The 19,573-nt window shown below is 34.3% G+C and carries 22 protein-coding genes; 4 read left to right on the forward strand and 18 right to left on the reverse strand.

From position 1 onward, the window contains the following. Positions 1 to 4: 4 nt before the first annotated feature. From J3U14_RS00380 to J3U14_RS00425, 10 genes are all read right to left on the reverse strand, one after another. The gene (locus J3U14_RS00380) at positions 5 to 610 is read right to left on the reverse strand and encodes an outer membrane lipoprotein carrier protein LolA (protein ID WP_267351646.1); all 606 of its coding nucleotides are present in this window, start codon (positions 608 to 610) and stop codon (positions 5 to 7) included. A gap of 2 nt (positions 611 to 612) precedes the next feature. Beyond that, positions 613 to 1,029 carry an acyl-CoA thioesterase gene (locus J3U14_RS00385; protein ID WP_065559108.1) on the reverse strand — a complete coding sequence of 139 codons (417 nt, stop codon included), beginning with the start codon at positions 1,027 to 1,029 and terminating at the stop codon, positions 613 to 615. Continuing rightward, positions 1,019 to 2,770, reverse strand: a complete 1,752-nt coding sequence (locus J3U14_RS00390; protein ID WP_267351643.1) for a glycosyltransferase family 2 protein — start codon at positions 2,768 to 2,770, stop codon at positions 1,019 to 1,021. Before J3U14_RS00390 ends, J3U14_RS00385 begins: the two co-directional genes overlap by 11 nt. Further along, on the reverse strand, positions 2,761 to 3,138 hold the full coding sequence (locus tag J3U14_RS00395) for a 3-hydroxyacyl-ACP dehydratase FabZ family protein (protein ID WP_267351641.1): 378 nt from the start codon (positions 3,136 to 3,138) through the stop codon (positions 2,761 to 2,763). Before J3U14_RS00395 ends, J3U14_RS00390 begins: the two co-directional genes overlap by 10 nt. Further along, positions 3,131 to 4,516 carry an AMP-binding protein gene (locus tag J3U14_RS00400; RefSeq protein WP_267351639.1) on the reverse strand — a complete coding sequence of 462 codons (1,386 nt, stop codon included), beginning with the start codon at positions 4,514 to 4,516 and terminating at the stop codon, positions 3,131 to 3,133. Before J3U14_RS00400 ends, J3U14_RS00395 begins: the two co-directional genes overlap by 8 nt. Continuing rightward, the gene (locus J3U14_RS00405) at positions 4,486 to 4,839 is read right to left on the reverse strand and encodes a hypothetical protein (protein ID WP_267351637.1); all 354 of its coding nucleotides are present in this window, start codon (positions 4,837 to 4,839) and stop codon (positions 4,486 to 4,488) included. Before J3U14_RS00405 ends, J3U14_RS00400 begins: the two co-directional genes overlap by 31 nt. A gap of 222 nt (positions 4,840 to 5,061) precedes the next feature. After that, positions 5,062 to 5,310: an acyl carrier protein gene (locus J3U14_RS00410; protein WP_267351635.1), complete on the reverse strand. Its 249-nt coding sequence runs from the start codon at positions 5,308 to 5,310 to the stop codon at positions 5,062 to 5,064. Positions 5,311 to 5,314: 4 nt separating this feature from the next. Further along, complete coding sequence (locus J3U14_RS00415) at positions 5,315 to 5,578, reverse strand: phosphopantetheine-binding protein (protein ID WP_065559113.1); 264 nt, start codon at positions 5,576 to 5,578, stop codon at positions 5,315 to 5,317. A 26-nt stretch (positions 5,579 to 5,604) separates the two neighbouring features. Next, a complete protein-coding gene (locus tag J3U14_RS00420) occupies positions 5,605 to 6,399 on the reverse strand; it encodes a lysophospholipid acyltransferase family protein (protein ID WP_267351631.1) in 795 nt (264 codons plus the stop codon). Next, positions 6,381 to 7,100, reverse strand: coding sequence for a beta-ketoacyl synthase chain length factor (locus tag J3U14_RS00425; protein ID WP_267351630.1), 720 nt, complete (start codon positions 7,098 to 7,100; stop codon positions 6,381 to 6,383). Before J3U14_RS00425 ends, J3U14_RS00420 begins: the two co-directional genes overlap by 19 nt. A 152-nt stretch (positions 7,101 to 7,252) precedes the next feature. Here J3U14_RS00425 and J3U14_RS00430 point away from each other — a divergent pair, with 152 nt between their 5' ends. From J3U14_RS00430 to J3U14_RS00445, 4 genes are all read left to right on the forward strand, one after another. Next, positions 7,253 to 8,320, forward strand: a complete 1,068-nt coding sequence (locus J3U14_RS00430; RefSeq protein WP_416380158.1) for a class I SAM-dependent methyltransferase — start codon at positions 7,253 to 7,255, stop codon at positions 8,318 to 8,320. Positions 8,321 to 8,357: 37 nt separating this feature from the next. Continuing rightward, positions 8,358 to 8,756: a hypothetical protein gene (locus J3U14_RS00435; RefSeq protein ID WP_267351626.1), complete on the forward strand. Its 399-nt coding sequence runs from the start codon at positions 8,358 to 8,360 to the stop codon at positions 8,754 to 8,756. Positions 8,757 to 9,143: 387 nt separating this feature from the next. Beyond that, positions 9,144 to 10,844 (forward strand): aspartate-alanine antiporter, encoded by a 1,701-nt coding sequence (aspT, locus tag J3U14_RS00440; protein ID WP_267351624.1) that lies wholly within the window; start codon positions 9,144 to 9,146, stop codon positions 10,842 to 10,844. 29 nt (positions 10,845 to 10,873) lie between these two features. Next, positions 10,874 to 12,469 carry a bifunctional aspartate transaminase/aspartate 4-decarboxylase gene (locus tag J3U14_RS00445; protein ID WP_267351622.1) on the forward strand — a complete coding sequence of 532 codons (1,596 nt, stop codon included), beginning with the start codon at positions 10,874 to 10,876 and terminating at the stop codon, positions 12,467 to 12,469. A 282-nt stretch (positions 12,470 to 12,751) separates the two neighbouring features. Here the strand turns inward: J3U14_RS00445 and J3U14_RS00450 are convergent, their stop codons facing one another. The 8 genes from J3U14_RS00450 to J3U14_RS00485 are packed head-to-tail and all read right to left on the reverse strand — an operon-like array spanning position 12,752 to position 19,567. Continuing rightward, complete coding sequence (locus J3U14_RS00450) at positions 12,752 to 13,756, reverse strand: aldo/keto reductase (protein WP_267351620.1); 1,005 nt, start codon at positions 13,754 to 13,756, stop codon at positions 12,752 to 12,754. A gap of 29 nt (positions 13,757 to 13,785) precedes the next feature. Then, entirely contained in the window at positions 13,786 to 14,577 is a 792-nt protein-coding gene (locus J3U14_RS00455) for a hypothetical protein (RefSeq protein ID WP_267351619.1), read from the reverse strand. Between the two features lie 25 nt (positions 14,578 to 14,602). Continuing rightward, entirely contained in the window at positions 14,603 to 15,376 is a 774-nt protein-coding gene (locus J3U14_RS00460; protein WP_267351618.1) for an SDR family NAD(P)-dependent oxidoreductase, read from the reverse strand. A gap of 14 nt (positions 15,377 to 15,390) precedes the next feature. Next, positions 15,391 to 16,572: an MFS transporter gene (locus tag J3U14_RS00465; RefSeq protein ID WP_267351616.1), complete on the reverse strand. Its 1,182-nt coding sequence runs from the start codon at positions 16,570 to 16,572 to the stop codon at positions 15,391 to 15,393. 26 nt (positions 16,573 to 16,598) lie between these two features. Next, positions 16,599 to 17,774 carry an acetyl-CoA C-acetyltransferase gene (locus tag J3U14_RS00470; RefSeq protein WP_267351614.1) on the reverse strand — a complete coding sequence of 392 codons (1,176 nt, stop codon included), beginning with the start codon at positions 17,772 to 17,774 and terminating at the stop codon, positions 16,599 to 16,601. Positions 17,775 to 17,828: 54 nt separating this feature from the next. Further along, positions 17,829 to 18,506 (reverse strand): HAD family hydrolase, encoded by a 678-nt coding sequence (locus tag J3U14_RS00475; RefSeq protein ID WP_267351612.1) that lies wholly within the window; start codon positions 18,504 to 18,506, stop codon positions 17,829 to 17,831. Further along, positions 18,487 to 18,735 carry a tautomerase family protein gene (locus J3U14_RS00480; protein WP_267351611.1) on the reverse strand — a complete coding sequence of 83 codons (249 nt, stop codon included), beginning with the start codon at positions 18,733 to 18,735 and terminating at the stop codon, positions 18,487 to 18,489. Before J3U14_RS00480 ends, J3U14_RS00475 begins: the two co-directional genes overlap by 20 nt. A 1-nt stretch (position 18,736) precedes the next feature. Further along, positions 18,737 to 19,567 (reverse strand): hypothetical protein, encoded by an 831-nt coding sequence (locus J3U14_RS00485; RefSeq protein WP_267351609.1) that lies wholly within the window; start codon positions 19,565 to 19,567, stop codon positions 18,737 to 18,739. Positions 19,568 to 19,573: the final 6 nt, after the last annotated feature.

Raw genomic sequence — 19,573 nt, forward strand, 5'->3', positions numbered from 1 at the left:
TGAATTATTTGAATAATGATAGTTCATGTTCTGTCAAATTAGCCGTTTGATGTTTTGAAAAAGTGATCACTGTTTTATCATGTTGCATATCATTGAGTGTTATCGTATTTAAATGTTTATGACCAGTCAGAATTATCTCTTTAAATATTTTGTTCAATGGCGCAAGTTTGGGGGTAAGGATAAGTGTCCATTGATGCTCTTGTTCTGACAAATTTATCATGAAGTTATTTTCTAACTTTTGTTTATCAGCAGTGAAAATAGCTGTTAGCAGATGGTTAAATTCGAATAATTGAGGTTGATTTTCAGCGGTAATAATTTGAGGCGTTTGATCATCGATGCGTTGCTCCATTCTTTGATTATTCATTTTCAAAGTCATCGTAAAAGGCGTTTGTTGTTGCCACCATAATCCCCATTTTTGGGATAAAATCATCTTTCCGGTTGAATGAAGCGGATTGGATAATCCATTTATATAACGATTTTGCGTAAAATTCGCTCGAATCACTTCATTTTTACTGAATTGGTGTTGCAGTTCATCAAGTGTGATAGCGTAAGTTAGGCTTGAAAAAAATATTGCAAGGGTAGTCAATAGGAGCGCAATAAATTTATTCATTTTTATAATCCAAATTGATTTAAGAAAATTTGAGGGGTGATAAAGCTCATTTCTTGTGTTGAAGCAGAGACGGCAACTTGTATGGTATAGCCCGATGTCATTTTTTTTTCGGTTTTAGCATCTAAAATGAGATAATTAATTTTTATCCGATGTTCGTATTCTACCAAGGTAGCAACAATTTTTAATGTTTGTTCTGCTATCGTCGGCGATATGTATTTTATTCGCGTATCAACAATCGGCCACAAATAGCCAGAGTCGATCATTTCTTGATAACCGTAATTAAATTTTTGGAATAGGGCTTCTCTTGCTTTTTCAAAAAATTTTAGATAATTACCATGCCATACCACTCCCATTGCATCTGTATCATGGAATGAAGTGGTATATTCAATTGTTACGCTGTGTTTCAAATCATTTTTCATTACTTTTATTTCTTATATTTAATTTATTGGGATCGGGTTGACTGAATTGCCAAAAATCAAAGAAATTAAACCAGTCTAAAGGGGATAAAAGACAGTAATATTCTAATCTTTTTGCATAATTTTGAATGATCATTTCAAGTTCAGCTTGGCGATTTTTTCTTGATGTAATCAGTTTATCAGCAAAATGCTCTAAATAGACTTGATAACGCCCATTGGGTTTCAGCCCCCAAACTAAATAGACTGGGTAACCTAAAGCTGATGCCAAAACAAAACTACCTTTAGGAAATGGCGCTGGTTTACCCAAAAAATCAGCCCAGATTACGCTGTTTTCTTGAATTCTTTGGTGAGGATTGCTTGATGTTCTATCACCCACAATAGCGACCCATTCACCGGCTTCAAGCTTTTGTTTAAGTAAGATTGCTGTATCTGGCCCTAAGCTATCAACTTCAATTAAATTAAAGGTTGAGGCTTGATTGACTTCTTTTAATACTTGGTTAAATCGTGCGGCATTTTTTTTAAACACAAATGCATTAATTTTTACATCATGTGAATACTCTGCAATGGCTCGGCACATTTCTATGTCACCGAGATGTGAGCAGATTAATACTATGCCTTGTTTTTTATTTATTAAATCGAAAAATATTTGTTTGCTGGATGAATAAATATCTTGAATGTTAATATCCCCTTGCCAGCTGGCTAATTTATCTAAGAGTGAATCGCCAAAACGCTGAAAATGCCGAAAAGAAGTCAGTTGTTTTTTATCAACTAACGGGACATTTTCATAAAATTGTTTAACTTGTTGCAAATAGTTTTTTGATGCTTGACGTTGTTTTTTTCCGGTTAACCAAAAATAACTTATAACCGGAAACATGATCGTTTTTGCCACTTTTTTACCAAAAATTTGGTAAAGTTTGAGGATCAATTTGATTCCCCAAAGACCTTTTCTTTCTTCTATCTGTGACCAATGTGACGGTGAAGCCTTTTGGGATGTGTTTCGTTTAATTAATGTTGGGATACGTGGCAACATACCAAAAAATAATCGGGTATGCATCCATGTGATGAGTAAATTATCTTTTAATGGTTTAAAGTGTGAAATGCCATCTTTAGGATAAGTGACTTGAGTAGGAACAAAAATCGATGGCATACCTTGCCAGTACAATCTCACCATAATATCTGTATCAAAATCCATTCTTTTTCCAATTTGATAATGCGCAATTAAATTACATGTTTGTTGCAAAGGATAGATACGTAATCCGCACATGCTATCTTTAATTGAAAATGATAAGGTTTCAACCCAGACCCAAAAATGAGTAATATATCGGGCAATGAGCCGATGTTTAGGAACAGAGCTATCATAAACAGGGCAACCCGAGATAAGTGCGTTCGGATTTAATTGTGACTGATGAATCAATTCGGCAATAATGTTGGTATCATGCTGTCCGTCTGCATCGATTTGTATCGCATAGGTATAGCCTTGATTTAAAGCATAATTGAGCCCCGCCATCACCGCCGCTCCTTTACCTTGATTAATCGGTAAATGAATTAAGGTTACCCACGTAAATTGGCTCGTGATTTGTTTAAGTTGCTGCGCTGCATCGGGGTCGCTACCATCATCGACTAAAATACAAGTTAATTGATAAGATTCAATGCGTTTAAGTACGTCTGATAGCGTTTGGCTATGATTATAACAAGGAATAACAAAGCAATAATCTGTTGCTGGATGTAATGACGCTACTGACATAAGGTTAGCTTTCCTGAACTAGCAACTTTATGACTATCATTGTTGGTAATAGTATAGTTAAATTCAAGTTTATTGGATTGTTTATGCCAAACTAAATTTAAAATAATAGGATCATTAGGCAAAACAGGGCATTGAAATTTGACAAGATCGATTGATATTAGATTAAATTTTCTGCCAAAGATTTGATTAGCATAATAAATCGCCCAGTTTAGTTGAACAACGCCCGGTAATAATGGTTGAGACGGAAAGTGTCCTTTAAACCAGAAAAGATCATCTGGAATAGTAAATTCAATGCTTGCTTCAGTTTTAGTCAAATGATCTATTTCGCTAACATTGGTTATTATTTCATTTACATATTTTTTATTCATTATTCTTCTTTAACGCATTAAACAATGCTTTTAATTCAATGTAACTGGATTTTCCTTGAGAATTCTTAGGAAGAAACTCAACAAATCGCCATCTTTTGGGCATTTCAATTAATGATAATGTATCTTTTAATAAAAGTCGAAAATATTGTGTTAATTTTAAGTGATTGTAGGTTTGCAAAAGTTTTTTATAGCTTGGCGTTAATTGAATTACGGCACCAAGTATTGTTCGATTATTTTGTTCTAATGGAATAATTATTACTTGTTCAACTTCGTTAAGTTGATTAATTTTATTTTCTATATGGGTAAGTGATACTCGATTTTCAGAGATCTTAATTATTTTGTCTTTCCGTCCCGATAGATGAAAGTGCTGATTACTGACTATTTTAATTTTATCATTCAGAACTTCAGGTTGATCTAATAATGGCGTGTATAAAATGGCTTGCTGCAAACTTTGATCATATTCAATTCGCATTGAAGAAAAGAGCGTCCATGGCGTATTCGGCTGGGTTTGTTGTCGAGTAGCGATAATACCGGTTTCACTTGAACCATAGATTTCATTTGGTAAAACGCCTAAATTTTCGAAACAAAATTGTGATTCTTGATAACTTAATTTACCTGCGGATGAAATCACTTTATCACAATTAATCACGGGTAAATGATTATCTAACGTTTTAATAATCGATGGAGTTGTGATGTAAATAATACGTTTATTCTTGAATGTTGCCAAATGTTCTTGATAAAGCACGGGTTCACAAACAAAGGGTATTTTACAGCACAGTGATAACATGATTTTAAACGTTAATCCATACATGTGTTCATGTGAAACAGATGCAATGACTAGATCATAAGTTGTTTTTCCCCAATCCTTATTAAGTATTTCAATTTCATGTTGTAACTGGTAAACCGATTTTTCAATTGGTTTTGGCAGACCCGTTGAGCCAGAGGTAAATAGCGTTAATGTCTGTTGTTTAAAATTATAAGTTAATTGTTGTTTTTCATTGCAAAAATTTGCTAATGGTAATTGATTAATATTGATCATCTTCTTATCGATAAATTGACTGCTATTCAGCTCGTTATCGGTTAAAAGAGCGGTGTAGTATTGGTGCATCTCTTGATGAGATGGATTAAGGAGTATAGGCTGTTTTCCTGAATAAAATAATGCCAATAATCCCGCTACGAAATTAAAACTATCATGCATTGATAATGCCCATAATTGGTTATTATCGTGTTTTAATGCATGGCAAATTTCGAATACTTTGGTTTTAAGATCCGCAACGGTTAAAGGTTGTTTGTGTCTAAATGCGATAACTTCTTGTTCTGATCGCAGTAACTGCTGTGATAATAGATTTAACGTTGAAATTTTTGACGGATTAGCCATTCCATTCCCATACAAATTCCGATTAAAAGGTAGCTAATTAAGCCATTATAAATTGTCCACCAATACATGTTTTCAAGTAAGCATGTTATTAAGGCGACAGAGCCATTAAAAATAAAAAATAGACTCCAAAAAATAGTCACATTACGTTTATAACGTATAGCCTGATCGGGTAATTGTGGATTGTTCATTCTGGCAAATTTTTCAATTATTGTTTGTGGTTGAGTTAATGAGTAACTAAATACAATAAAAAATATCAAATTAACGGCTACCGGATAAAACAGTAGGAGTTGATATTTTGAAAATAGCCAGCTAATTACGGTCAACAATAACCCAAAACATGTTACAACTATGCTTAGCCATTTAATATTTGAAAATAGTTTTGGTAATGTAATTAACCTAAAAACAAATAAAAATATCAAATAAAAAATAGCTAATTCAACATGTTGGTAGTGTAGTGATAAGTAAATAATAAATGGATAAAAGACAAATAAAATATTGGTTATCTTGTTTATTATTGACTTAACTTTGTTCATATTATTATTTTATTATTGATTATTAACTAGTTTGTTTACTGCTTCAACAACATCTTGGACTGTTCTTACCGATTTGAATGTCTCAGGATCAACTTTTTTACCAATCTTTTTTTGTAGATGAACGACTAAATCAACAGCATCAATACTATCAAGATCTAACTCTTCAAAAAGTTTTGATTCGGGTTTAATATCGTCTGGCGATAATTCGAAAAGTTGTACAAGTGCAGATTGAACTTGTTCAAAAATTTGTTGCTTGTCCATATATTTAGGCTCCTTGTTGTTGAGACACGATAAAATCAGCTAATGTTTTAACAGAATAAAACATTTTTTTGGTATCATCACTTTCAGCGGATAATACAATACCAAATTGGTTTTTGATTGCTAAACCCAGTTCTAACGCATCAATAGAGTCTAAGCCTAAGCCTTCACCAAATAGGGGGGCTTCAGTATCTATATCCTCAGGAGTGATGTCTTCTAAATTTAATACATTAATTATTAACGTTTTAATTTCATTGTGTAGTTGTTCCATTAAAGTACCTTTATCTTTGCTATAACTTAACTATTCTCAGCCTTAATCAGGACAGAGGTTAAATATCGTGTTAATTTTCTTGCTGCGACGGTTGTATTTGGCTCGACAAAATCATCAATCGAAATTTTTTCACCAACCGTAACGTTGAATGATGTTTTTTTGATAGGGATGTCATACCATTTTTGTTGTTTTATCAAAAAAGGAGGATCGCACTGGATATGAATAAGCCGAATATCGGCATGGCAACGTAATGCAATATTTGCTGCACCTCGTTGTAATTTCATCGGTTGATCTGGAACGGTTCGAGTTCCTTCTGGGAATATGAGTATTCGCCCATTATTGGATAATATTTGTTGGCATTGTGGTAATATCTTTTCCGATTCCGCATTTAATATATATCCGGCTGTTTTGATAATACGACTAATAAAAACGTTATTTAATAATGCGCCTTTGACTAAACAATCGCAACGTGGCATAACAGAAACTAACAGTACCACATCAAGCAAAGAAGGGTGGTTAGCCACAATTAGACAATTTTTATCTTGTTTCAGTTTTTCTAGTCCATCAAATTGATATTGAATAATCCCTAATGATTTTATAATGCCGATAAAAATTTTAAAGCAAATACTTATACTATACTGAGCAACTGTTATTCGGTCGTTTTTATTCCAAATAGCTAGTCTTAATAAACTAAACCAAAAAATTGATAAGACAACAAAACCAAAAACGCCAAACAATAGGAAACCAAATGCTATTGCGAATAATCGCCAACATTGATTTAAAGTATAGATTTTTTTTGAGGTTACTGATTTAATGTCCATTGCCAATCTTGAGAATTTCCTTGAATAATAAAATGTTTTTGTTTACACAAATAAGCGTGTAAAAAAGCGATTGATTGAGGATAAATAGGTTGGTAGACCTGTGATGATTTATCGATGCTTTGACAACTTAATTGATCACCGCTTGTTAATATATAGCCAACGGCATAAGCAGGAACATGATAATTAATCTGTTTTTGATAGGTTTCTGGAACAAAACCATCAAAATCGACAAGCAAGACCTTTTTGTTACCATGATGTAAGATTGAAAATGCTTCAATTAACCCCTGTTGAAAGCTGTCATTGTGTGCAGAAATTGAGCTAATAGGTATACTTCTATTACTGATGATAGTGACTAATCCCGATGCCGTATTATGCACAGAAAGTGCGAAATCGGTCGGTGAAATATCATGATTTTGATTCATCGAAGTTAGGATTTTATGGGTTCTTTCCAATTCACCATGTTGGCTGGTGAAAATCGCTAAATCCAAATGATGATTGTCAATCAGTTCAAGTCCAACATCCACAGCTAATCGAGAGCCCATACTCATTCTACGGGCTTGCATCATCGGTATTTTTTTCGTTTTTGGTAAGGGCATATCCCAATTATGATTAAAAGATGTTGACCATAATTCCCAGTCAGATTTTGTTGAGAGACCAGAAGATAAAGCAAACCAATTTTCAATGGTAAAAGAAAAATTCATTTTTATTTCAATTTTTTAGCATTTTAATTATTTAATTCTTTACTTAACACTATTTTGTAATATTATTACAAAAAAATATCCTTTAACGGATAATTTACTAATACAATACATTAAATCAACAAAAAGGCAATAGATTGACTGGACAAGAAAACATTAGATATGGATATAACGAAGATAAATACTCTGCGTTAGAGGCGATAACGGAAGCACAAAAAATCGCATTTTCGCCTATTTTATTTCAAGCTGTCCTTTGTATGAGAGATAAAGGAATATTAGCAAGTATAGACCGAGCAAGTACTGACGGAATAACGGTTGATGAAATCATTAAAGAGATTGATTTATCTGAATATGCAATTCAATTATTACTCGATATTGGTTTAAGTATGCATGTCATTTATCAACAGCATTCCCGTTATTTTTTGGCAAAAATTGGTCATTATTTATTGCATGACAAAATGACGAAAGTTAATCTTAATTTTACTCAAGATATTTGTTATGAAAGCATGCGCTATCTTCAATCTGCTCTTGAATCGGGAAAACCAGAAGGTTTAAAAGTTTTTGGTGATTGGTCAACCATATATCCTGCCTTACAAGTGTTACCTGAAAAAGCCAAAAAAAGCTGGTTTGAATTTGACCATTTCTATTCTGATCATTCCTTTCCTGTCGCTTTTTCACATATTGAACAATTAAATCCAAAGCATATTTATGATGTGGGAGGCAATACAGGTAAATGGGCACTTTTTTGTGCTAAACAAAATCCGAATATTAGAATAACGCTTTTGGATTTACCGCAGCAAATTCATGTTGCCAAGCAAAATATTCAACAAGCTGGTTTATCTGATCGGATTGAGGGCTTTGAAGTTGATTTATTGAAAGATGAGATTTTACCCAATCAAGCTGATGTTTGGTGGATGAGTCAGTTTCTTGACTGTTTTAGTCGTGAACAAATTACTCGCATTTTAACACTAATTCATCGCAGTATGAAAGATGATGCAACGGTTTGCATTATGGATTTGTTTTGGGATAGGCAGACATTTGAGGCCGGTGCATTAAGTCTGAATGCCTCGTCTTTATATTTCACCTGTTTAGCAAATGGCAATAGTCGTTTTTACCATTCTAAAATATTTTATCAATGTTTAAATGAAGCAGGGTTTCATGTTGAAAAAGATATTGATGGCTTAGGTTATGGACATACGTTGTTAATTTGTAAAAAACGTTAAATCAAAAATTAATCACTTTTATTCAAGGAGTAAACAAATGAAGTTTTTTAAGTTGATAATAGCCACTTTTTTTATCTGTCTATTATTTGGTTGTGCCAATAAATATGAGGCACCAAGAACAGTTGAGTCATCATCGCAAGGTTTGAGTAAAGAGCAGGTTAAAAATGCTATTTTAGCGGTGAATAAAAAACGTGATACTCGATATGGTATTTGGAAACTAGATTTAATTGATAACAACAATATTCGTGCATCGTTATTAAATCTAAAATATGAAGCTACCATGAATATCAATTTCTCTTCAGAAGGCTATAAAATTCAATATAAATCAGTCAGCCCAAATTTAATTAATAAGAAGGGTGAAGTTCATCGTAACTATAATCGTTGGGTCAATGATCTAGATTATAGAATTCGCCAAAATATCTTCAAAGTCCAGTAAATAAAATCAATTTGGAATGGAATTTAATCTCAACATAAATTTGTCCAAAATTGATAAAAATTAAGCTCACTTTATTGTGAACTTAATAATTACCTATTTTAGTGCGTTATCATTTTTTAATGATAATGCACTAATCTTCTAAAGTATTCTCGAATTAGTTTAAATAAGTTATTACAGTAAAAATTCCTTATTTTCAAAAAGGAACAAAAAAAATTTTTTACCATTTTTCTAACGATGATATCAATTGTTAAAATTAACTTTCTATTCTTTAAATAGCAGTTTAATATATTAATGTATTCATAAAAATTAGTGAATATTCTTCAAATTCCTTTTTATATCTTTTCATATATTCTTAATTCATCATTTTAGCACTTGAGGACAATGATTATGTTTCAATGGCTTTCAAATTGGATTTTAGATGGACTCAAACACTCACCAGAAATATTATTATTTCTCTCATTGAGTTTAGGTTATTTAATTGGTGGGATTCGTATCGGTAAATTTCAGCTGGGTGGCGTAGCCGGTTCATTGCTTGTCGCTGTAGCACTGAGTGTATTTGGTGTAACTGTTGATGCTGGCGTTAAAGCGGTACTTTTCGCACTATTTATTTATGCTGTTGGGTTTGAAAGTGGCCCTCAGTTTTTCCGATCTTTAGGTATTAAAACATTACGAGAAATCTTTTTAGCACTTTTCATTGCGGTTGCAGGTTTTGTGACTGTCGTTGTTTTAGCAAAAATATTCCATTTAGATAAAGGGTTGGCAGCCGGTCTTGCCGCAGGGGGATTGACACAATCTGCTATTATGGGTACTGCTTCTGATGCGTTAACTCAGCTTGGTTTAAGCGCAGAAGAGTTAAGTCGTTTACAAGGTAATGTTACGATTGGCTATGCTGTAACTTATATCTTTGGTTCCCTTGGTGCCATTATTGTTTGTGTTAATATTTTACCTAAAATCATGGGTAGAGATATCAGCGATGATGCAATTAAGGCGCAAGCTGAACAACTTCATGGCTCGATGTTATTAGGTGCTAATCAAAATTTTGCCTTATCTGATATTAGTGGTCGTTTGTATCGGGTGACAAATAAGATTAATCAAAGTGTTTCAGATATAGAAAAAACGGTAAATGGCATTAGCATTGAACGAATAAAACGAGGCAATAAAATTCTTGAGGCGACACCTGAAACAGTGATTAAAGCTAAAGATATTATTTTAGTTGTTGGTCACCGTGATGCTATGATCCAAGCGAATGATCTTTTGGGTACAGAAATTAATTCTGCATCAGGAATGGATGTGGTGATGAATACTCAAGATGTTGAAATGCGTAATTCTCGTTATGTTGGAGAGAATTTAACACAAGTACTTTCATCTGACGAAGTAATCAGTTTAAAACATGGTATCTATTTAGTTGCGATTCATCGCGATGGTCAAAGCCTTCCATTAAACAATGATATTGTTTTAAAACTAGGTGATGTGATAACCATTTATGGGGCGGATAGTGATCTTCGACGTGTTATAGATCGAATTGGTGCACCGATTACCAAAAGCGAAAAAACAGATTGGATATTTCATGGTTTAGGTCTTGTCGTTGGGCTGATTATTGGATTAATTGTGATTCGGGTTAGCGATATTCCAATTACCCTAGGCGCAGGTGGCGGTGCATTACTTTCTGGTCTCTTATTTGGTTGGTATCGATCTTTCCATCAAACCGTAGGCAATATTCCAACTGGCGCTTTGCAACTTTTAAAAGATTTTGGTTTAGCAGGCTTTGTCGCTGTCGTGGGTTTAAGTTCTGGTCTTCAAGCAATCGATACCATTAAAGAACAAGGTTTATCACTGTTTTTAATCGGAGTTGTGGTCACTCTGTTACCGATGTTACTGGCGATTTATTTTGGTAAATATGTACTTGGTTATAAAAACTCTGCCGTATTTGCCGGTGCTTTAGCGGGTTCACGAAGTGCTAATCCAGCCTTTGGTGAAGTGCTAAATAAAGCAGGCAATTCAACACCGACTAATTCTTTTGCTATTACCTACGCACTGGCGAATGTATTCCTAACTTTATTAGGTCCATTGGTTGTGGCTTTTGTTTAAGCAAAAACTCAAATTAAAGGTAAAAGATTATGAAGAACAAATCAGATTATGCAAAATATGCTAATTTAAGTCCTTTTGAATTAAAAGATAACTTAATTAAACTTGCCCAAAGCCATCCTGATCATGCTATGTTAAATGCAGGACGTGGTAATCCTAATTTTTTAGCAACTTGGCCGCGTCAAGCTTTTTTCCAGCTTGGTGTTTTTGCGATTCAAGAATCCGAAATGTCTTATTCTTATCTCAATGAAGGGGTAGGTGGTTTTCCAATTAAAGATGGATTAACAGGGCGCTTTGAGCATTTTATTCGTCAAAATTACAATACCCCTGGTGTTCCATTCTTAGGTAAAGCATTTTCGTATATTCGTGATCAACTTGGTCTTGATGAAAATGCATTTTTACAAGAAATGGTAGAAGGAATTTTAGGTTGTAACTATCCTGTTCCTGATCGAATGCTACGGTTCAGCGAAAAAGTCGTCAAATCCTATGTGTTAAGACAAATGGGGGCAAGCTATCTAAATATCGATGATATCGACCTTTTTGCAACCGAAGGTGGTACAGCCGCCATGGCTTATGTTTTCAATTCGATGAAAGAAAATGGTTTGATTCATAATGGCGATAAAATTGCAGTTGGTGCACCAATTTTTACCCCTTATCTTGAAATTCCAGCCTTAAATGATTATCAATTAGTTGAAGTATTAATTAATTCGGATCCTAATTTAAATTGGCAGTATCCTGAATCTGAATTACGCAAATTAGAAGATCCTGCTATTAAAGCTTTCTTCCTTGTTAACCCTTCCAATCCACCATCCGTAAAAATTGATGATAAAAGCTTAAAAATTATAGCTGATATTGTTAAAAAACGTCCTGATCTCATTATTTTAACGGATGATGTGTACGGTACATTTGCCGATGATTTCCAATCTTTGTTTGCTATTTGCCCTAAAAATACCATTTTAGTTTACTCATTCTCTAAATATTTTGGGGCAACCGGTTGGCGTTTAGGGGTAATTGCAACCGCACAAGATAATGTCATTGATAAAACAATTCGATCATTGCCAAGTAAAGCAAAACAAGTTTTAAATAAACGTTATAGCTCAATTGTTACCGATCCTGAAAATCTCAAATTTATTGATCGTTTAGTTGCTGACAGTCGTGCAGTTGCATTAAACCATACAGCAGGACTTTCAACACCTCAACAAGTGCAAATGGTATTATTTGCACTTTGTGAAATGATGGACACGGATGAGAGCTATAAAACAACGTTGAAAACATTAATACGTCGTCGTGCGGCTTCGCTATATCAGCATGTGGGTCTGAAACATAAAACAGATGGAAACAGTGTTGATTATTATACGCTAATCGACCTTGAACACATTTGTCGTGAACTTTATGATGATAAGTTTGCCAAATGGATTCTTAAAAATAAAAATCCTTCTGAATTGCTATTTAGAATTGCTGATGAAGCGGGTGTGGTGCTATTACCGGGTAAAGGGTTTGCTGTACAACATCCTTCAGCTCGTGCCTCATTAGCTAACTTAAATGAGTATCAATATGCGGCAATTGGCTTATCGATGCGTAAACTAGCTCAAGAGTATTATGATGAATACAAAGGCAAGAAAAAATAGAAAACGAACTTAATCGTTATAATAAATCACATAAAAAGCCCTAATTATTCGGGCTTTTTTTTTATTTAATATCTAATATCAAAATTTTAATAATGAACAAAATAAAATAGCGTTTATGGATATTCCAAACTGATTATTTTTTAATGATTTTTATTATCTCTATGCGGTATAAAAATAATATTTAAGCAATAATTGTGTATCACCTGTTACCTATATTGCTGATTGATTGTTTCAATAAAGCAACATTAGGCTCTCATTGTTAAATGCTCAGTCAGAGTATTTTTAAAAGATACCTTTCATACCTTCTGGTGTATAGCGGTCTCCTTTAATATCAATACGATTTTTTAAATCATTGAGAATGGTAAGATCTTCTTTTTCAAGCGTAACAAAACAGGCATTAACATTTTCGAACAAATATTTTTCTTGTTTTGTACCAGGAATAGGAACAACACCTTCCCATTGCGCAAGCAACCACGCTAAAGCAATTTGACCACTTGTACAATCATATTTAATTGTCATCGGTTTTAGTGCATTTAATAGGAGTTTGTTGTGCTCTATGTTCGCATCTAAAAATCTTGGGTTAGTTTTACGAAAATCACCGTCTGCAAAATCTTTTCCTGACTGATATTTTCCTGTCAAAAAACCACGCCCAAGCGGAGAATAGGGAACCAGTCCAATATTTAACTCTTTTAATAGCGGTAATAGATTATCTTCAATATCCCGAGTCCAAAGTGAATATTCAGTTTGAACAACATCGACTGGAAAGACTGAATGTGCGCGGATTAATAAATCTTTAGGTACTTCACAAAGACCAACATGCTTAATTTTTCCCTCTTTTACTAATGTTGCCATCGTCTCCATTGTTTCCTCAATGGGGTTTTCGGGATTGATTCGATGAATATAAAAGAGGTCGATTTGTTCAATACCTAATCGTTTTAAAGATGCTTCACAGCATGATTTTATGTATTGAGGAGCATTATTTATTTTTCTTTCATAGCCAATAGTATTGTTTCTATCTATTCCACATTTAGTTGCAATACATAATTGTTCTCGTTGTGATGAAGTTAATTCTTTTAGCAATGTTCCAATGAGTAATTCGTTTTGCCCACGACCATACATATCAGCTGTATCAATCAAGGTTATGCCACTATCCACAACGGAATGTAGCAACCTAATTGAGTGCTGATCATCAGTAGGGCCATAGAACTCACTCAGTCCCATAGCTCCATAACCTATTGCACTGACACTAATATCTGAGCCTAACGTTCTTTGTGGTAATTTATGCATTTAAAAGTTCTCCAATTTGTCCGTCATAATTAATCATTATTAAACCTATATACCGCTCCATCTCCCCATGTTCCTATATAATAATGATTATTGTATAAAGCTAATGCTACAGCACCTGATAACGATGAAACTAATGTATCTAATTTTTTAGTTTTCACATCAATCTGACGTACCATATTGGCTCCATTATCAATTACTGCAACCACACTAGGCGAAACAGTGACAATACCAACACCTGGTCGAGTAAATCCACTACCTAACTCAGTTTTATTGCCATTCGGGTCAATCATTGTTAAACGACCGCTATATTGAGAAACCACTAAACTATTATCAGGAAGTTGTGTGACGCCGACTGGAGTAGATAATCCTCGTACGATAATTTCTTTCTGACCACTGTTCAAATTGAGTGAAACGATTTCACCCGTCGAACGATTGGTAATAAGCAAATTTCCAGAATTTGAAAATGCAATGCCTGTCGGAGTATGATAACCGTCAGAAATTTTTTGAGCTTCTCCATTTGCGGTAATTTTTAAAATATAATCATCACTATAAGAAGATACATAGATATTATCTTGTTTATCTATGACAATTCCAGCGGGTGAGGAAATATTCGAATAAACGGTTTGTTTGTTGCCTTTAGTATCTATTTTAACCACTGAATTACCAGACCAATTGGTCACATACATCGCCCCAGAACTGTCAAAGGCAATCCCAGTTGGAGCATTAAATGACTTAGAAACAGTTTTTAATTCGGCCATACTCATCGCTCCATAAAAAGTGGAAAAGATAAAAATGAGGGTAGATAGTAAAAATTTTTTCATAATAGGTATTCTCCTTAAAATTGTTTTAATAACCGATTGATGCTCCACCATCAAGATTGATTGAAGCACCGTTGATATAACCAGCTTTTTTACTGAATAAAAATACAATGGCATTGCCTATATCATTGACATCAGTAAATTTGTTTAATGGATTCATTTTTCTGAAATTATCATTTAATGATTCCGCAGTTGTTGAGAAAGATTGTGCGAGTCTGGTTGAGGTTTTGTACCAAGATTCAGATTCGGTAATCCAAGGATTAATGACGTTGATGCGAATTCCATGCTTTCCTAAATACTTTGAAGCAGCTTTAGTAAAGCCTGATAGGGCTGCATTGACGGTACTATTTATAATGAAATCGGGGTTTGGATCGTAACAAAATGTTCCATTAATAATGACAATTTTTCCTTCACGCTTATTGGTTGCCATTAATTTTGTGATCTGTTTGGTCATATTGATTGAGCCCCAAAGTTTACTTTGAAGAGATTCGTCCCAATCATTTTTGGTGGATAAAAAATAATCAATCGGTTCCCCTAGACCTGCAGCATTGACTAATCCGTCAATTGGCGTGTTTGCCCAAATAGACGATAATTTTTCGGCAACTTGATCTTCTTGAGTAATATCGATGATCTGAGTAAGAATATGCTTATTGTTTGTTAACAACTCTAATTCTTGATGCGTAGCGGATAATTTATCTGAATTTCTTCCGACAAGGATAACCTTATAATGATTTTCTAGAAGAACTTTTGCAATCCCTTTGCCAATTGACCCAGTTCCACCCGTTACCATGATAGTTTCCATTTTATTTTTTCCTATTATTTTGTTAATTTGAGCCCGAATAGCGCTATCACTATATTGATGATCGTCAGACTAATACTGGTAATCATTACCCCATTCCAATTAAAGTTCTCATAGAAAATACCTAATACGTAAGTACCAATACTTCCTCCAGCCAAACAAGATAAAAGATATAAAGAAGAAATAGCGCCTCTTGAATTAATCGGTACAATTTGATTAAGTATTGAAATGACTATAGGTTGCAGTCCAAACACAAAAAGAAATAAACAAAAAATACCTAAGGCGATAAAAAATAAATTGGTACTAAATCCGATGGTGATAACTGATATGCTGACAAATACAAGGCAAATAATTAATAATCTACCTTTAGTCATAAATTGAGATAATTTGCCTGTGATGATAGTACCAATGACGGCGCTGATTCCTGCAAAGTTTAACCATCCTAATACCGTTGATGAAAGATAAAAAGGCGAGCCTTTTAAATAGAAGGTTAATAATGATGATAATCCAAGGTAAACAAAAAACAGAAGAAAACCAACAAACAGAAAAATAAGTACCGTTTTATTTAGCAGTAACTTAGCCGCGGTGAGATAAGTATTTGCGATACTCATGTTGGAAGTATTGTTGTTCGTGTTTTTTATACCCATTGGAATAAAAAGACAAGCAAAAACAATTAACAATGCATAAATAAAGAAGGCAATTTGCCAAGACCAATAATCAGTCATCATGGCTACTACACTACGGCTAAAAATAATACCGACAATAGAGGCGGAAATCATCACTCCCATTGCTTGAGGCAATTTTTCATTAGGTGTATTCTTAGCCGTATAGGCAAATAATGCAGCCGGAACTGATGCTGCAAAAAAACCGATTAATGACATAATGATTAAATAGAGACTGAATGATTCGACGATACCAGATAAACCAAGACAAATAATGGTTCCAATACTCCCAAATACCACTAAAAATCTTGTTGATACTTTATCTGATAATGGACCATAAATAAAAAAGGAAATAGCGTAGAAAAAACAAGATAAGCTAAATATACTTCTTGCATCTAAAATATCAATGTTAAAACTTTTTGAAATTTCCTGAAAAATGAGTTGGCTGATATAAACTGAACCGACCAAAAGCACAATAAGTATGGCAGAAACAAGAATACTTGTAGTTGATTGTTCTTGTTTCTGTATTGATTTCATGCCTGATTCCATAATCTAATTCCTCTTTAATTTCGATGAATACTCATTGCCACCCCTTCACCTCCACCGACACATAATGCAGCAATACCGACATTGAGATTCTGTGATATTAGTTGATGTATAAGTGTAACCAAGACACGACAACCTGATGCACCAATCGGATGTCCTAATGCAATTGCACCACCGTTAACATTAAGTTTATCGTTAGTTAACGCTAATACTTTTTGGACAGCTAAAGATTGTGAAGCAAATGCTTCATTACACTCAAACAGATCGACATCATCAATAGACATACCTGTTTTCTTCAAACAAGCTTCGATGGCACTAATCGGACCCAGCCCCATAACAGAAGGATTGATACCTGTATTGGCAAAAGCAGATATCGTGACCATAGGTGTTAATCCTAAAGATATTGCTTTTTGTTTACTGCATACTATTACCGCTGCTGCACCATCATTGAGGGATGATGCATTACCGGCAGTGACAACTCCCTCCTTTTTGAAGACAGGTTTTAATGTTGATAATTTCTCCAGCGTTGTTTCTCTCGGTCCTTCATCTTTATCAATTACGACTTCACCTTTTTTCGTGGCTAATGTTATTGGCGTAATTTCATTGACAAAACAATTATTCTTCATTGCATTTAAGGCTTTCTGATGTGAGGACAGTGCAAAAATATCTTGTTCTTCACGAGTAATATGATGACTTTCGGCAACATTTTCAGCTGTTACCCCCATGTGATACTGATGAAAGGCATCGGTTAATCCGTCATGAACGAGTGTGTCAATTAATGCCGAATTCCCTAAACGGTTACCTTTACGAATTCCTTTAACAGCATGCGCTGCGGTTGACATGCTTTCTTGTCCTCCTGCGATGATCATTTGCGCATCGCCATTTCTAATTGCTTGAACAGCTAAATTGATAGCCACCAAACCCGAACCACAGACTTTATTCACCGTTAATCCCGTTACTTTTTCGGGTAAACCTGCTTTGATCGCTGTTTGTCTTGCTGGATTTTGTCCACAACCAGCGGTTAAAACTTGTCCCATAATGACTTGATCGATTTCGTTAGCAGGAATATTCGATTCTTTTAGCATATTTTTAATGAGCATTGCGCCTAATTCTGTTGCTGGTATGTCAGCAAAACTACCAAGAAATGCTCCAATAGCGGTTCTTTTGGCCGCTACAATTACAATTTCTTCCATATTAAAATTTCTCCAATCTAAATGTTAATTATCTTTAACATTGCTTTTTTTAAATCATAAAACTTGCCAGTTATTTTGTTTGGCAAGTTGTAACATCGTAGGATGATCGCCGACGTAAACAGAATGACCGACACAAGACAACATATTTAAATCAGAAATATCATCTCCATACCCGTAGCTACTGCTTAAATCGATTCCTTGTTCTAAGGCAAATTTTTCGATTGCGGTGGCTTTACCCGCTCCAATAGTTTGTATCCCTGTAATTTCACCTGTCAAAATTCGCTGTTGGTCAACAACCGGATTAACACACAAAATGTCATCGACTTTTAAATATTCAGCAATCGGTTTTAAAAGCGGTAGCATTGACCCAGAAACAAATACTGTTCGTTCGCCTCTAGTTTGATGTTGATGTAAGCGATCAACTGTTTTTTGAATAAAGGCATTCTTGTTGACAACATTTTGCTCAAACCAAATCTTACCGATTGAAAATAGTTCATCCATGCTCATACCCGAAAGTAATTGGTAGTACATGGAATTGAGTTCTTCTCTTGGTCGATTGTTAGCTCTTGCTTGTTTGAATGCGTCATCAAATTGAACTTTGAGATCATGAAGTTCTTTTACTTCAGACAGATATTCAAAAAAATTAAACATACTTTTGATCGTTATAAGTGTTTCATCCACATCAAAAAATGCAGCTATAGCTTGATTTGTATTACTTTTTGTTTGCATCATGCTCAGCGTCCTTACTTATATAAGCCCTGCTTTTGGTTAGAAAGTTAGGATCAGTTCCTATCACGCCTGCATCTGACCACCGTGAAGGGGAAACTTCTTGAAGGCTAATCGAGATTTTATCTATAGGGCAACCTAAAATTTTATGCGTCGCAACTGTTATTTCTTCGAGTAATTTTTTAGCTTTTTCATCATCAGATATCGGCCAGCTGATAATATTGATATGTGGCATGTTATTTCTCCTTAATTGGGTTTGTAATTAAATGGTCAAATAAATCTATTTGACTCAATTTGAGTTGGGCATGGACATCGCCTCCTAGTCCAAAATATCCAATTGCACCGCCATAAGACTGTTGTGAACTCATGAACAGCACAATGACGTTGATAATTCGATTACTGTCTTTTTCATGTTTTGGAAAAGGATTGTTCAAAATGGCATAATAGTTAGCAAAACCGTTATTATCAGTCACAAAAACATTAGGAATTCCTAAAGGCCCAGGGCGGGTTAATTCTTGCGGATTAAGATCTTTTTCTCTTAAGCTCATTACGGTGTAAAGGCTATTTGGTATTAAGTTTTTAAAACAAAAATCAAATCGAGCAACGGAACCATCAATGGTTACATCAAGTGTTCCTTGCGCTTTTAACCAATCACTTAGTACAATTTTATTGAGTTTTCGAAGTCCGTCATTTTCCCGATAGTCATAGATATAACCATTACTTAATGGAAGACTAGGGCGTCGGATTTGTGAAGCATTAGGGCATTGTTCCGGTGCAAAGACCATTGGATAATTATTTAAAGGTAGCGGAAGCGGTAATGTAAAAAGCTCTATTTCTGCGAGTCTTTTTTCATTTTTAATATCTAATTCTTCAGTAATTGTATAAGCACATGTTTCACCAAATTTGGGTAATTGGCTTTTTGGGGAAACTAACGCCATCCCCCACGAGATGGCATTATTCTCCTTGATTAAATTTCCTACAACGACAAAGTTACCGTACTTATCAACCACTTCAGAAGGTGGATATAAAGGGCCTTGTGTTGTTGGAATTAATTGGAATTTTGACATAACGCT

The organism is Gilliamella sp. B3801 (assembly GCF_026536645.1).
GTDB lineage: Bacteria > Pseudomonadota > Gammaproteobacteria > Enterobacterales > Orbaceae > Gilliamella > Gilliamella apicola_I.